This is a genomic window from Bacillus sp. DJP31 (assembly GCF_049310945.1).
Classification (GTDB): domain Bacteria; phylum Bacillota; class Bacilli; order Bacillales; family SA4; genus Bacillus_BS.
Window position 1 is genome coordinate 87,477 of sequence record NZ_JBMERO010000008.1, and the last position, 14,017, is coordinate 101,493.

The following is a 14,017-nucleotide window of genomic DNA, read 5'->3' on the forward strand; positions in this document are numbered from 1 at the left end:
TTTGAGCAATATAAGAGGAATGGGGATATCCCCATTCCTCTTTACAAATTATCTAGCAAATACATGATTTCCGATCTTGATTGTGATCAAACGTGATTTAATCCATGTGCTTTGAGCTGTTTTAGGATTGTAGAAGTAAATAGATCCGCTTCCTTGGCCTCTAAACATAAGTGCTTCTTGCACTGCGCGCTTGGATTCAGCATCTGCTGCTTGATTAATTGTTCCGCTTGAAACTGGTGAAAATGCGTAGTAACCCCCAGCAGAACGTTCTGTAATTACACCTTGAATAGAGTTAGGAAATAAAGAACTATCTACACGATTTAGTACAACCGTAGCAACCGCTACTTTACCTGCATACGGTTCTCCTTTTGCTTCAGCATATACTAATCTAGCAAGTAATTCTCTTTCATAGCTTGTTGGAATATGGGGAATTGTCAGATTCTCCCCAGCAAATAGACTAAAGTTTTTTTTATTATTTATCTTCTGAATGGCAGCGGTAGGAATTCCGTATTGGTTGCTAATCTTCCAGAAAGTCTCTCCACTTTTAACTTGATGTGACGATGTATCTGCATCTGCTGCACCTATTTGAAAAGTAAAGATTGTTGCAGCTAGAGTCGAAGCAATTGCTAGTTTTTTAAACCATTTCATTTGAAAACCTCCTAGTAGTTTGCTCACTTACTAGGCTAACAGCTTACTAGAAGGTTTTCAGCCCCTAAAACTTCCCACTAGATTTTCGCGATAGAAGAAACCCTATTATACTAGGCACTCCAGCATCCCTTAGTAAAATTAACCATTCCAGGTTATCTTCTTTTTTTCGAAAAAAGAGGATACGAAGTAAAAATGCAACCCTTACATTGTCATTCTCACTTGAGGCTAATTTGTTTTCATTTGACTAGTCATAAAAAAAAGCCTTTCTAGATAAACCAGAAAGGCAAAAATGGAGGAATAGTCATGAGATACCTCTTACTTTACAGTTGGGAAACCAAATCCTGATGCATAGTCATCACCAACAGCAGCACCAGTTCCACCTAAGATATCGTTTGCCTTTGCACGGTTTTGTAACTCTGTACGTAATTGCACAGCCGAGAAACCAGGGTTCGCTGCCCAAACTTTCGCTGCTAAACCAGCTACGTGAGGTGTTGCCATTGAAGTACCACTGATAGTATTGTAGTTACCAGTATACCAAGTTGACTCAACCGCTCGACCTGGTGCTGATAATTCTACATCTTTTTCACCAATGATATAATCTCCATCTGTGTTTGGATTTCCACGTGAAGAGAAATCAGCTACTCGATATGTTCCATTTTGCTGTACATCCTCTAGTGCAGCCACCGCGACTGCATTAGGAAGTGCACCTGGATATCCAATTGTATTTGCATTTGGACCGCTGTTTCCTGCTGCAGCAACAACTAATACACCCTTACCATATGCATAAGTCACTGCGTCAGTAATTAAGGAATTCTTCGTACTAGAACCAAGAGACATATTAACGACAACCTTTACTCCTAAACGGCTTGCCTCGTCTCCAGCATGACGGATTGCTGCTGCAATATCATCTGAATAACCCGATCCACGGTCATTCAGGACCTTGTAAGCCCATAACTTAGCGTCAGGAGCTACTCCGTAAACACCTTGACCATCAGTACCACCATCAGCAAGGACAGTCCCTGCAACATGTGTCCCATGTCCATTTTTATCTGTACATGTATTGTTTACAAGACTTGCTCTTTGACTAAAGTCCTTACATTGTTCAATGTTACTTGTTAAATCCACGTGAGTCTTATGAACACCAGTATCCAACACCGCTACCTTTATTCCACTTCCACCAGAGGTTGTAAGAATGTTTGCATCCTCGTACATTGCTTCAATGCCCCATGGAGTTTGATCATTTGGTACTGATGTTCTACTTGCTGTGTTGTCTGGTTTAGCATCTAATGATACTTGTTCCACTAATTCCACCGACAGCTTTTTATTCTTTTTTAATGCCTCTAACTGTTTTTCTGTTACATCAGTCGTAAAGCCATTATTAGTAAATTCCCATCGCTTTCCGTAATTAGCTTTTGCCGCTTTTTTTTCATTCTCATCTGTAGAGTTAATTAGAACACGAACCTTTCCTGACTTGACTTCAGATGCTCCAACACTTGTAGAGTACATAGGTGTGATTAGAACTGCGGTCATTAACAAACTTCCAACAATTTTTAACCATTTCATCTACAAAACCTCTCCCTTAATACGATTTTTTCTACTATGTACTAGCAGAAGAAAACTCTGATTTTTTTAATAATCTGAATTTTCAATATCATCATAACACGCATTCTTTTATTTGGGTATTGGGAAAATTGATCCGAAAAATCGCTTTAAAGCAATGATTTTTGATGGTACTTTCCCAATAGAAAAAACTTCCAAATATCAGTTTCTTAACTTTCATAAATGCAATTGCAAATTATTGTTATATGGAAAATCAAATTAAATGCAAAAAATCCTACCACTGAGTGGAGGGATTCTTCGCTTAGAAAGATTCACTTAAATATGAAATGGATTTATTTATAGCTCAGTAAGTCTAATTAATCAGCTTCTCGCTTCGTCCATATATGTATAGATCACTGCACCTTGATGTTGGGCAATCCCTCGAAAATACTTAAAATCTTCTTCTTTTACAAGTACCTCACGAAATGCCATAAAATCTACTTTTGAAACTAGATATTCCTCAATTTCTCGACTTCTGAGCTTTTCTACTATCATTTCAATCTCACTACGATCCATTATGTCATCCTCCGAATCTAAATTCAACATTGCTATTACAATTGTTGCATAACAAAAACAATGGCTAATTGAAAGAGCTCCTGTTTTTATTTCCCAACCACTCTAACAACTCAGGATACATTCGTCTTCCATCATCGTACCCCTCATTAAATAATTCTGTTAACCTATTTCTGTTTCGCTCTATTCTTCCCACTTTTAAAGGTTTTGTAGGCTGAATAATAAATGCATTACCACTCTTTTCCTGATTTCCTATATATTGTAGAGTTTCGTTGTAATATCCTGATCGTATAGATAATTTATTTAATAAACCTGGGTATGTTTTATATGCTCTTCTGGAAATCCATGAAGGACTTGAGTTATTTTTCTTTTTCTGATAGCCACGATTTTGCGTTAAAATGACAACATTTTTTGAGAATCCATCTCGTTCTGCTTGTCTAATGGGAATTGGCTCAGAAATTCCACCATCTAGCAGGCTTCGATTATCATAGGAAACGATTGGAGCAACAAACGGTAGAGAGCTTGAAGCCCTAAGAATAGTAAGCAAGTCTTTCCCATGTTCATGATTATTATAATAAACGGTCTCGCCAGTTACACAGTCTGTTGTCCCAACGACAAATGTTTCTGTTGCTTTATAGAAGGTCTCATAGTCAAAGGGAACTAATACATTCGGAATTTCATCAAAGATAAAATCCATACCAAACAATTGCCTTTTTTTTATGTAATTCCGAATGGATAGATAATTTGGATGATTGATATAATCAATGTTTACCGTTCGATTTCTTCCTTTTTGCCGAGATAGGTAGGAGACAGCATTACATGCTCCGGCTGAAACACCTATATTGTATGGAAAATAGAGCTTCTGCTCCATAAAATATTCTAATACACCTGAAGTATAAACTCCTCTCATTCCGCCGCCTTCTAAAACTAAGCCTGCTTGAACCATACTTTTTAGTCTCCCTTCCACCTGTATATTTTATTATAATTACCATTTTACCATATATTGATATAATTTTTAAAAGTATAGTCTCAGTAACTATTATAATAATTTACACAAAAATGAAAAAAATTGCTTTACCTTTCGACAAAACTCATGCAAAATTGTAAGTAAGGTATTAGGAAGGGGAATTTTATGATGAAAATCGCTGTATTAGGAGATATTATTGAATTCAAAGATGGTCTACAGGGTATCGTAGAAAAAGTAAATGAAAACTCAGTAATTGTTGACCTCACATATATGGAAAACTTTCTAGACCTTGAATTAGAAAGACGAACGGTTGTTAACCACAAAAATTATAAAATAATAGGTGCTGTAAAAGCGTAAAAAAGTAGGAACAGGTTGCTGTTCCTACTTTTTATTTAGTGACGAAATAGTATCTCAAAATAAAATCTATCGATTATCAATCTTCTCTGGATACAAATCATGGTTCATCAATCTGTAATCAGCCATTTGTTCATATTTCGTTCCAGGACGACCATGGTTTGTATAAGGATCAATGGAGATCCCGCCTCTTGGAGTGAATTTCCCCCAGACCTCTATATATCGCGGATCCATTAGCTTAATTAAGTCATTCATGATGATGTTCATACAATCTTCATGGAAATCACCATGGTTTCTGAAGCTAAATAAGTATAGCTTTAAAGACTTGCTTTCTACCATTAGCTTATCAGGGATATAACTAATGTAGATCGTCGCGAAATCAGGCTGTCCAGTTTTTGGGCATAAACTGGAGAATTCTGGACAATTAAATTTTACAAAATAGTCTCGATTTTCATGTTTATTTTCAAAACTTTCTAGGATTGCTGGTGAGTATTCGAATAAATACTTGGTACCTTGATTCCCAAGTAAAGTCACACCTTCTAATTCTGAATCTTTTCTTCCGCTCATTTTCATACCATCCATTCTATTAAAGTTAAACCCCGCGTTTATTTCCCCATACAAGAGTATGAAGCTGAGGTAGTACACGTACATCATTCATTTCACAAGACAACACAACTTGATCAATGAGCCATTCATATTTAGTTAATAATGACTGAACCAATGATTGGTCCTCAGTTCCATAAACATCGTCATTTCCTACTTGGACATAGAAAGGCACACCAGGGTATCGGTTATGAATGGCTTTTGCATAGACAAAGTCTTCATTAGTAAAAACAACAACCTTTAATGAGAGATTGCTTTCCAGGCTTTTATCTAATTTTTTAATAATAGCATCTAACTTATCATAGTCTGTTTCCATACCTGAGCTTGGTGGTTTAGGAGAGACTGTAATATCATGTACTAGCGACAGCCAATCCTGCCACTTTGACCCTTGAGTCTCAACCCCGATACGAATTTTATTCTCTCTTAGCAAAGATACTAGTCCACTCATATTACTTAGTAAAACAGGGTTTCCACCTGAAATCGTCACATGGGAGAACTTGTCTTGCCCAAGATCTCTCAGCTTTTCCCATATTTCATCTGCAGTCATGTGCTTTATATCATCCTTAGCAGACCCATCCCACGTGAAGGCCGAGTCACACCAACTACAAGAGTAATCACAACCAGCCGTTCGGACGAACATCGTTTTCATCCCAATAACGGCGCCCTCTCCTTGAATGGTAGGACCGAAGATTTCTAAAACCGGTATTGTTTTTGTCATCTTTGCACACAAGATTTCGGACGATACACCACATAGCTTGTTGGTGTTTCTCTAACAAGCACTTGGACACAATTTGGTTTGTTCAATAGAGTATCCAAGAATGACTGAATGTTTTCCCAAATCTTCCTAGCCACGACTTCAGTTGTTGGAAAGTCATTTGAATTTTGGCCATTAAAGTCAGCAGTCTGGTCATTTAAAAGAGTGTGATCATACCGATCATGCACGACTCTTTTTAAGTCTTGAAAGTTCACTAGAAATCCAGACTTATTGAGTTCGTCGCCTGCTACCGTAACATTGACAAAATAGGTATGACCATGAACTTGACGACATTTCCCCGCTTCTTCGTGAGGGACAAAATGAGCAGCTGCAAAGTGCATATCCTTATTTAATTCATACGAATAAGGATGAAACACTTGAGGATAAAATTGCTGTATCATGCTAACACTCCTCTCCTTTTGTTTCTAAGTAATCACGGAGTCCTTTTTGACGCAATTCACAGGCAGGGCATTCCCCACAGCCATCCGATATAATACCGTTATAGCAGGTTAACGTTTTTTCCCTTACAAAATCTAACACACCAAGATCATCAGCAAGTCCCCATGTCTCAGCCTTATTAATCCACATTAAAGGTGTATGAATGACAAATTGATAGTCCATTGCTAAGTTGAGGGTTACATTTAGGGATTTCACAAAGACATCACGACAGTCTGGATATCCACTGAAATCTGTTTCGCAAACTCCAGTGATAATATGACGAGCCCCTACTTGCTTGGCTAGAACCGCAGCAAATGATAAAAATAAGTGATTTCGTCCATCTACAAAAGTAGATGGAAGCCCACCCTCTTTTTGCTCAATGGCGATATCATCCCGAGTCAAAGCATTAGGTGCCAACTGGTTCAATAAAGACATGTCTAACACGGTATGTTGTACGTTTAACTCACGAGCAATTGATGCAGCACATTCTATTTCTAATTTATGCTTTTGATTGTAGTTGAATGTAACCGTTTCAACTTCATCAAAATGGTTAAGCGCCCAAAAAAGGCTCGTTGTACTATCTTGGCCACCACTAAATACAACAACTGCCTTTTCTTTTTTAAGCAACAAAAAAAGCCCCTTTCTATATATAGAAAGAAACGAGCGTCATGAGTTTACTCCAACTATTGGGCAGAACTGAATAAAACGATACCAAAAGGTAACATTTTCACCCATAGTTTTTTATAGAGGGAGTTTTCGAACCTCTCGTTTCGTGTGAAAGCACACTTTACAATCATTAAGTTTTTATCCTAATCAACTATACCATAAAAACAAATTTCGACAAGGATTAATATTCAGCACATTATTACCTTTGATCTCCTTGCACTCTTCTTAATCATTCAACCCCGTCAAATCATGTCCATGGTTACAGAAGGATGAAGTATATTTTTCCAATTCCATTATACAATTTTGTTTTCGTTAACGTTTTACAACACCTTAAAATAATATTACTTATATATAACGAGCCCTCATTTCCATAGTAGTTTCTTATTTCCCTCCTAATGTGACGAATTACAACAAAACACGGCAGTAATTGTCGTGCGAAACTGATACAAATTTCTTGAAATTTTTGATATGTTTTGTAGATACGTGAGAGTTATTTTCTCGGGGAAGGTATATACAAATAATGATTTTCATATGAATGTAAGTAGCAGGAGGAGGATTTTACATGAGCGTACGCACCCAGTTTGATGAGCAGCTAGTTGCCTTAAAGGAAAAACTACTCGAGATGGTCTATCAATCGAAACATGCGATTGACCAATCTATTATCGCCTTACAATCACAGGACCTAGAGTTAGCCCGCCACATTATTCATCAAGATAAAGAAATAAATAAACTAGAAAAAGAAATTAATGAAATTGCCATTAGAAACATTGTTAAACAACAGCCAGTAGCTTCAGATTTAAGAAGAATCATTGTCGCATTAAAAATCTCCTCTGATATTGAAAGAATTGGTGATCTTGCTGTAAATATAGCGAAATCGACAATATTCATTGGTAAAGAACCCTTTTATGCCTCAACTGAAGCTATACCTCAAATGGCTAAAATTGTTCAAAAAATGCTATCGGATTCATTAAGTGCCTATCATGAAGAAAGTGTAGAGATGGCCTATTTGATTGCAAAGACAGACGATATCGTCGACAGCATGTATGGAGATACAATCCAAAAACTATTAAGCTTGATGGCAATGAAACCTGAATCCATTCCACAATTGACTCAGCTCGCATTCATTTGTAGATATTTAGAACGAGTAGGAGATCATGTGACAAACATTGCAGAAAATATCGTATATCTAGTTAAGGGTGAGAGAATTGATTTAAATTTTTAATGACAAAAAAAGCGTAGTCCATTTAGGATAAGTAGTTCAGATAACGTGGAGAAACAATAGAAATAGCATACGAAAACGAGTATGCAATCGTAATGATTTGGTGCTCGTTTTTTGTTGTTATATAATGGTTTAGCACTCTTTCATTGTAAAGTTTCAATTAAAATAGGATATAAATTAACAGTATGACAATAGTTACCTGTCATTCGTTTTTTTCGTATGCATTTCGGTTATCATTTTCGGTGTTAATTTAAGGCTGTTTTTGAATATTTCTTTGCTTATAGAGCCTGTTCAAAAAGGAGGACAAAAAGAGCAAAGAAGTTCAAGGAAGCGAAGTCTTGAGCACCGGAGCGTATGTTTTGTATACGTGAGGAGCGGAAAGACGAGCTGACGAAGAAATTCGAAGCTATTTTTGCCGGACTTTTTGAACATCCTCTTATATATATAAATTTTATATTGTAAAGTTGTCCGTTACATTGTGCTCCAGGCACTTGACTCCTGCGGGACATAGAGGGAAGTGCGAGACCCCACAGGCAAAGCCGAGAGGAGGCTCGCATCCCTCCCCGCGAAAAAGCAAGTGCCTGCAACGAAAAATCAACGGGCAAACTTTATATCCTACATCTGTTAAAATCATAACGTATGAAAACAGTCAAAAAGAAAAACTCAGAGTGTAAACTCCGAGTTTTTTTATGCTGATACTATTTGATTTAAGTTGAGAATTCCAATGTTATTTGGACAGTTATTTAGTGGGCTTCTCCACAATGACTGTCCAAATAACATATAGTCTGCTCTTTTTTTGTCATTAAATATTAGCGATTAAGCAATATACAAAGCTTCTACTTGCTTTTGAAGCTCTTTATTTTCCAAATATTCATCAAATGTACTTACCTTATCGACAATACCTTTAGGTGTAATTTCAATAATTCGGTTTGCAACCGTTTGAACAAATTGGTGATCGTGAGAAGTGAACAGCATGGTTCCTTTGAATACGGTCAACCCGTTATTTAAAGCTGTAATAGATTCTAAGTCTAGGTGGTTGGTTGGCTCATCTAACAACAGAACATTTGCACCTTTAAGCATCATCTTAGAAAGCATACAACGTACTTTTTCTCCTCCAGATAAAACTTTCGCCTTTTTATTAACTTCCTCACCAGAGAATAGCATTCTTCCAAGGAAACCTCTTAAGAAACTTTCTGTTTGGTCATTAGGTGAATATTGGCGCAACCAATCTACTAGGTTCATGTCATTTTCTTCAAAGAATTCAGAGTTGTCCTTCGGAAAATATGCCTGACTTGTTGTAACACCCCATTTATATGTGCCACTATCAGCTTCCATTTCACCCATTAAAATTTTAAATAACGTCGTTTTAGCTAACTCATTTCGTCCAACAAAAGCAATTTTATCTGCCTTATTGACAATAAAACTAACATTATCTAACACTTTAACCCCATCAATTGTCTTAGATAATCCCTCTACGAGTAATAAATCGTTCCCTACTTCTCTTTCCTGAGAAAAATTCACAAAAGGATACTTACGAGATGATGGTTGAATATCATCTAGTTCGATCTTATCGAGTAATTTTTTTCTAGAAGTTGCTTGTTTTGATTTCGAAGCATTTGCACTAAAACGAGCAATAAAGGCTTGAAGCTCCTTAATTCTCTCTTCTTTCTTTTTGTTCGCGTCTGATGATAATCTTGATACTAGCTGGCTAGATTCATACCAGAAATCATAGTTTCCAACATATACCCTTATTTTTGCAAAATCTAAGTCAGCAGTATGAGTACATACTTTATTTAAGAAGTGACGGTCATGGGAAACTACAATAACAGTGTTATCAAAGTTGATCAAAAATTCCTCTAACCAACGAATGGCCTTAATATCTAAATGGTTGGTTGGCTCATCCAATAATAAAATGTCTGGCTTACCAAATAAGGCTTGAGCTAGTAAAACCTTAACTTTTTCTCCACCCGTTAATTCGGCCATTTTCTTATTGTGAAGATCTTCTCCAATACCGAGTCCTTTTAAAAGAATAGCTGCTTCGGATTCAGCTTCCCATCCGTTTAAATCAGCAAACTCTCCTTCAAGCTCTGCTGCTTTCATTCCGTCTTCATCTGTGAAATCTGCTTTCATGTAGATTGCATCTTTTTCTTTCATCACTTCGTAAAGACGTGCGTGACCTTTGATAACTGTTTCCATGACTTCAAATTCTTCATACTCAAAGTGGTTTTGCTTTAAGACAGCAAGACGTTCACCAGGAGTAATGATAATGTCACCTTGTTGAGCTTCTATTTCTCCGGACAGTATTTTTAAGAATGTTGACTTACCCGCTCCATTTGCTCCAATCAATCCATAGCAATTCCCAGGGGTGAATTTTATATTTACATCATCAAATAATTTTCGGTCTCCATATCGTAAACCTACGTTTTGAACTGCAATCATGCAATGTATCCTCCATTCAATTTCTCTTCACTTCGGATAGTATAGCATAATTATGCCCAACTTTAACAGAGCCTCTCCTTAGGAAATGGCTTTATAATGACAAAAGGTATGAGATTTTCACCTCATACCACTCTTTCCTTTATTGGTTGGTTTGATTGTCCTTTGTTGCTTCTTCACCAAGCTCTTCGAATGATTTTACTTTCCCATGTGGGTTTTGTGATTCTTTTCTTGTTGTCCATTGACGTTCTTGTTGTTTTTTTGACTGTGTCATTTTTGTTTTCTCCTTTTATAAGACTTCCCTATTATCATTTCGGAAAAAAGGAAACTTATGTATGAGAAAAGTATACTACATCATTTCCTTAGGCTGTTTTCGTAAACATTGTTGCTGTTTCACCATTGAGGAGTAGTTGATTTCCGCTGGGCGGGCGGTGAGCATCCTCGGCTGCGCCTTTCGGGACCTCACCTGTCCCGCTGATCCCACAGAAGTCACGCACCTTCCGCTCCAATCAAACTACTTATAAACGGGTATCTTTCACAAAATTACTTCTTAAAAACAATAATCTTTTAGAAAAGTCTTTCCTTAAAAGTTCTACTGTTTTGTTAATCCTGACTTAGAGCGGCTTCTACCTAAAATAATATACAATCCTACTGCAATTAAGATCAATGGCCAAAACTTGAAAATAGGATAACTCAAAAGTCCGTTAAGTAAGAAAATGGTACCTATTCCTGCTAAAATGAACACTGGAATTAAGAGTCCTGACTCTCTTCCACCAAACACATATAACTCAAACAATCCAAGTGCCACTGCAAACAAGTAGATAGGCCATGTATCCTCAGAAAATTGCCAAGAAGTCATGGTTTCAAATGCAAATAATAAACCAATAACTAGTAATATTCCTCCTGGAACTAATAAACCTGCAAGATGTTTTTTTGCACCGCTCAAAAAGAATGCAAGATGAAAAATAACACCTGGAACAATAAGGAACATCGGCCAAAAGTATCCCCAAAAGTTCGTTACAATTCCAAAAGACTGCAGCGAAAAAATGACTCCTACAATGATTAATGTTGTTCCAATTAACACATCTTTCAGTTTCATTATAATCCCCCCTTACAATTATCATAACTGAAAATCATAGGAAATGTTACTGGCAATCCAAAAAAAATAGGCACATTTTACTGTACCTACTTCTTACTTCTTTGCTGTTTTAAAGTCTTCATCCATCACAATCGATAATTGCTTCTCAAGCTCAATCAATTGTTCAGCTCGGTAACTAATTTTCGAAAAACATTCATTGAAATAAGGAATGATTTCTTCGTCAAACTGGGTACCACTATTCTCTAGAATAATTCTTCTCGCTTCTTCAATTGTAAATGCTTCTCGGTATGAGCGATTGGTTGTAAGAGCATCAAACGTATCCGCAACGGCAATAATCCTCGCTAACAAAGGTACCTCTTCACCAACTAATCCGTTTGGATAGCCTCTCCCATCCTTTCGCTCGTGGTGGTAAAGGATAGGGTGAATAATTTCATCAGGAAAATCAAGACTTTTCGCTATTTCAGACCCAAACACGGGGTGTTTCTTTATTTCATTATACTCTTCAACGGTTAACTTCCCTTTTTTCTGGAGAATCTCATTAGAAATGTTTACTTTGCCGATATCATGCAATAAAGAGCTTATCCTAAGTATTTCTAGGTCAATTGGAAATCCTTTTTCTTTTAATGTCTTTCCAAAGATCATACTGTATTCTGATACCCTCGTCGAATGACCTCTTGTATACTCGTCCTTCGCTTCAATAGCTAACACGAGTGCCTCCATTGTCTTTGTATACATGGAGGTCAATTTTTCCTGTCGCACCATAATCGAGGAAACAAAATAAAGGATAATAGTGTAACTTAGAAAGACAGAGAACTGAACCAATTCAACAGTCAGGTTAAAATAGAGGCTTGGATGGATCAGCATGACAACTAAATAAATAGCGATAGAAAAAATAAAAGAAACAACAAAATAAATTCTATTTTTAAACAAAACAGCATAAATGGGAGTGAAATAAAAAATGACGTGACCAATATAAGGAGCAAAATAAAAAAATACTCCTACAAGCAAGGTTGTATTAAGTAAAAACAAGATTTTTTGCATAAAGGTAGAGAAATACCGATAAATGAAAATAAATGGTAAGTATCCAATAAATAAAAATAATATATGAAAAAGCTCTGTTAACTCTTCATTGAAGAAGTAAACTGTACTTAGCGCCAATAATATGGCACCTATTGCTGTATTTATCCAAGCAGTATAAACAATCTTCTTCATCGTATTCATGAGATCCTCGCATGTCCTTTTATACTTATTTAATGTAATTATAAATCACATGACAAACTTCGACAATTACAAATTAATTTAAAGTTGCCTAACATCAGTGTCATTCCTTCATTTTGGTTTCTTCAGTAAGAATATCACCATCAGAGAAAACTGCTTGATTTCGTCCTAATTCCTTAGCCTTATACAGCAAGTGATCAGCTGCCTTCACAAACTCACCAATATCTTCCGAATGATCAAGCTGGTCCGTCACACCAAAACTTAATGTGACTTTGAAAATTTGGTGATTTGATTCAAAGTTGAGATTATTAACTTTTTCCATGATCGTTGAGATATAAGATTTAACAATTTGGGAATTAGACGTATAGAATAATATAGCAAATTCTTCTCCCCCATACCTAAAAGCCGTCCCTTTAGATGAAGGAACTACCTCATCGAACAAAAGTGATACTTGCTTTAACACATAATCTCCCATAACATGTCCATATGTGTCATTCACTTTCTTGAAATAATCAATATCAATCATTGCCAAAATGACTTCTTTTCGTTCCAAAGAGCACTTAATCAGTTGTTCTTTAAAATATCGGTGATTATAAAGGCCTGTTAAGTAATCTCTATTCATTACGTTTTTGTATTGGATTTTCCGTGTTTGATGATGTCTTTCCTGATTAACAATTAAAGCGCCAAATAACCCTACAACAAATAGAAATCCTAGATTAAGTTGATAATGAATCATGTCAAGTGGAGTATTTGTATCATAATCTAGAAAGAAAATAACGGTATAGCTAACTAATATTGAAAGAAAGGAAATAAAGGCACCTGGAATTCGCCAATAAATGGTCGCATGCATGACATATAGATAGGCAATGGGATATAGTGGGCTTTGTACCCCTCCTGATAGGAGTAAAAGCCAGTTAAATGCTAAATAGTCAAATAGGATTCCAGTCTTCATGAGCCAGCCAAATACTCTCTTCTTATCCGGCATATAAAGAAGAGAAATTTGCACGACTGTCATGTAAGCAAAACCAATGATCAACAAATATAAAAAAGAATATGTATTGTAATCTAATATGGTTGCTATGGGAGGGTAATAAAAGAAAATCACTGCAACAACCAAAAAAATCCATCTAAGTACCGAAAAAATTTGTTCTGTTTTATAATCATTAATCTCATAGAGCTTTTTATTCATATCTTTCACTTTCCTTTATATATCTATAAATCTAGTATACCAAATAATACGTCGAAATAAGTAAATTATTGTTAAAGAAAATGGTATAGAAAAAGCCAAGGTCGTAATTATTCCTCGGCTCTCATCCTTATTCACTTTCAGGAGTCATATTGAAGAAATCTTTTTCTTTTTCTTCACCCTGTTTAACCTCATTCCGATCTTTCCCCATTATTCCATCGGATTCATAGCTTTGGTTTGATGCCTTTTCGTCTTTTGTCATTTTAACGCCTCCTTGTTCCTTACTAGCTTGACCAAACATATCCAGATTATAATCA

General features: G+C 36.2%; 16 protein-coding genes and 1 riboswitch. Of the genes, 2 read left to right on the forward strand and 14 right to left on the reverse strand.

The genetic code is table 11. From position 1 onward, the window contains the following. Positions 1-48: 48 nt before the first annotated feature. The 4 genes from ACOI1C_RS09685 to ACOI1C_RS09700 all read right to left on the reverse strand — a co-directional run bounded on the left by ACOI1C_RS09685 (position 49) and on the right by ACOI1C_RS09700 (position 3,706). Positions 49-648 (reverse strand): cell wall hydrolase, encoded by a 600-nt coding sequence (locus ACOI1C_RS09685; RefSeq protein ID WP_422510329.1) that lies wholly within the window; start codon positions 646-648, stop codon positions 49-51. 315 nt (positions 649-963) lie between these two features. Next, on the reverse strand, positions 964-2,211 hold the full coding sequence (locus ACOI1C_RS09690; protein ID WP_422510331.1) for a S8 family peptidase: 1,248 nt from the start codon (positions 2,209-2,211) through the stop codon (positions 964-966). A 357-nt stretch (positions 2,212-2,568) separates the two neighbouring features. Further along, a complete protein-coding gene (locus ACOI1C_RS09695) occupies positions 2,569-2,763 on the reverse strand; it encodes an abortive phage infection protein (protein WP_422510332.1) in 195 nt (64 codons plus the stop codon). 64 nt (positions 2,764-2,827) lie between these two features. Then, on the reverse strand, positions 2,828-3,706 hold the full coding sequence (locus tag ACOI1C_RS09700) for a patatin-like phospholipase family protein (protein WP_422510333.1): 879 nt from the start codon (positions 3,704-3,706) through the stop codon (positions 2,828-2,830). A 189-nt stretch (positions 3,707-3,895) separates the two neighbouring features. Here ACOI1C_RS09700 and ACOI1C_RS09705 point away from each other — a divergent pair, with 189 nt between their 5' ends. After that, on the forward strand, positions 3,896-4,084 hold the full coding sequence (locus ACOI1C_RS09705) for a YkvS family protein (RefSeq protein ID WP_422510394.1): 189 nt from the start codon (positions 3,896-3,898) through the stop codon (positions 4,082-4,084). Positions 4,085-4,150: 66 nt separating this feature from the next. On the opposite strand, the gene queF is transcribed toward ACOI1C_RS09705, so the two are convergent. From queF to queC, 4 genes are read right to left on the reverse strand one after another with little or no spacing between them, the layout of a single operon-like run. Further along, positions 4,151-4,648: a preQ(1) synthase gene (gene queF, locus ACOI1C_RS09710; protein ID WP_422510334.1), complete on the reverse strand. Its 498-nt coding sequence runs from the start codon at positions 4,646-4,648 to the stop codon at positions 4,151-4,153. A 25-nt stretch (positions 4,649-4,673) separates the two neighbouring features. Continuing rightward, on the reverse strand, positions 4,674-5,402 hold the full coding sequence (gene queE / locus ACOI1C_RS09715; RefSeq protein ID WP_422510335.1) for a 7-carboxy-7-deazaguanine synthase QueE: 729 nt from the start codon (positions 5,400-5,402) through the stop codon (positions 4,674-4,676). After that, positions 5,399-5,839: a 6-carboxytetrahydropterin synthase QueD gene (gene queD, locus ACOI1C_RS09720; RefSeq protein ID WP_422510336.1), complete on the reverse strand. Its 441-nt coding sequence runs from the start codon at positions 5,837-5,839 to the stop codon at positions 5,399-5,401. Before queD ends, queE begins: the two co-directional genes overlap by 4 nt. Position 5,840: 1 nt before the next feature. Next, entirely contained in the window at positions 5,841-6,503 is a 663-nt protein-coding gene (gene queC / locus ACOI1C_RS09725) for a 7-cyano-7-deazaguanine synthase QueC (protein WP_422510337.1), read from the reverse strand. A 100-nt stretch (positions 6,504-6,603) separates the two neighbouring features. Next, positions 6,604-6,647: riboswitch (PreQ1 riboswitch) on the reverse strand. A 457-nt stretch (positions 6,648-7,104) separates the two neighbouring features. On the opposite strand from queC, the gene phoU reads away from it, so the two are divergent. Further along, complete coding sequence (gene phoU / locus ACOI1C_RS09730; protein WP_422510338.1) at positions 7,105-7,764, forward strand: phosphate signaling complex protein PhoU; 660 nt, start codon at positions 7,105-7,107, stop codon at positions 7,762-7,764. Positions 7,765-8,577: 813 nt separating this feature from the next. Here phoU and ACOI1C_RS09735 read toward each other — a convergent pair. From ACOI1C_RS09735 to ACOI1C_RS09760, 6 genes are all read right to left on the reverse strand, one after another. Further along, positions 8,578-10,200: an ABC-F family ATP-binding cassette domain-containing protein gene (locus ACOI1C_RS09735; RefSeq protein WP_422510339.1), complete on the reverse strand. Its 1,623-nt coding sequence runs from the start codon at positions 10,198-10,200 to the stop codon at positions 8,578-8,580. Positions 10,201-10,339: 139 nt separating this feature from the next. Next, positions 10,340-10,471 carry a DUF6254 family protein gene (locus ACOI1C_RS09740; RefSeq protein WP_422510340.1) on the reverse strand — a complete coding sequence of 44 codons (132 nt, stop codon included), beginning with the start codon at positions 10,469-10,471 and terminating at the stop codon, positions 10,340-10,342. Between the two features lie 318 nt (positions 10,472-10,789). Next, positions 10,790-11,296: a LiaI-LiaF-like domain-containing protein gene (locus tag ACOI1C_RS09745; RefSeq protein WP_422510341.1), complete on the reverse strand. Its 507-nt coding sequence runs from the start codon at positions 11,294-11,296 to the stop codon at positions 10,790-10,792. Between the two features lie 93 nt (positions 11,297-11,389). After that, positions 11,390-12,517: an HD-GYP domain-containing protein gene (locus ACOI1C_RS09750; protein ID WP_422510342.1), complete on the reverse strand. Its 1,128-nt coding sequence runs from the start codon at positions 12,515-12,517 to the stop codon at positions 11,390-11,392. 100 nt (positions 12,518-12,617) lie between these two features. Further along, on the reverse strand, positions 12,618-13,703 hold the full coding sequence (locus ACOI1C_RS09755) for a GGDEF domain-containing protein (RefSeq protein WP_422510343.1): 1,086 nt from the start codon (positions 13,701-13,703) through the stop codon (positions 12,618-12,620). Between the two features lie 127 nt (positions 13,704-13,830). Next, on the reverse strand, positions 13,831-13,962 hold the full coding sequence (locus ACOI1C_RS09760) for a hypothetical protein (RefSeq protein WP_422510344.1): 132 nt from the start codon (positions 13,960-13,962) through the stop codon (positions 13,831-13,833). Positions 13,963-14,017: the final 55 nt, after the last annotated feature.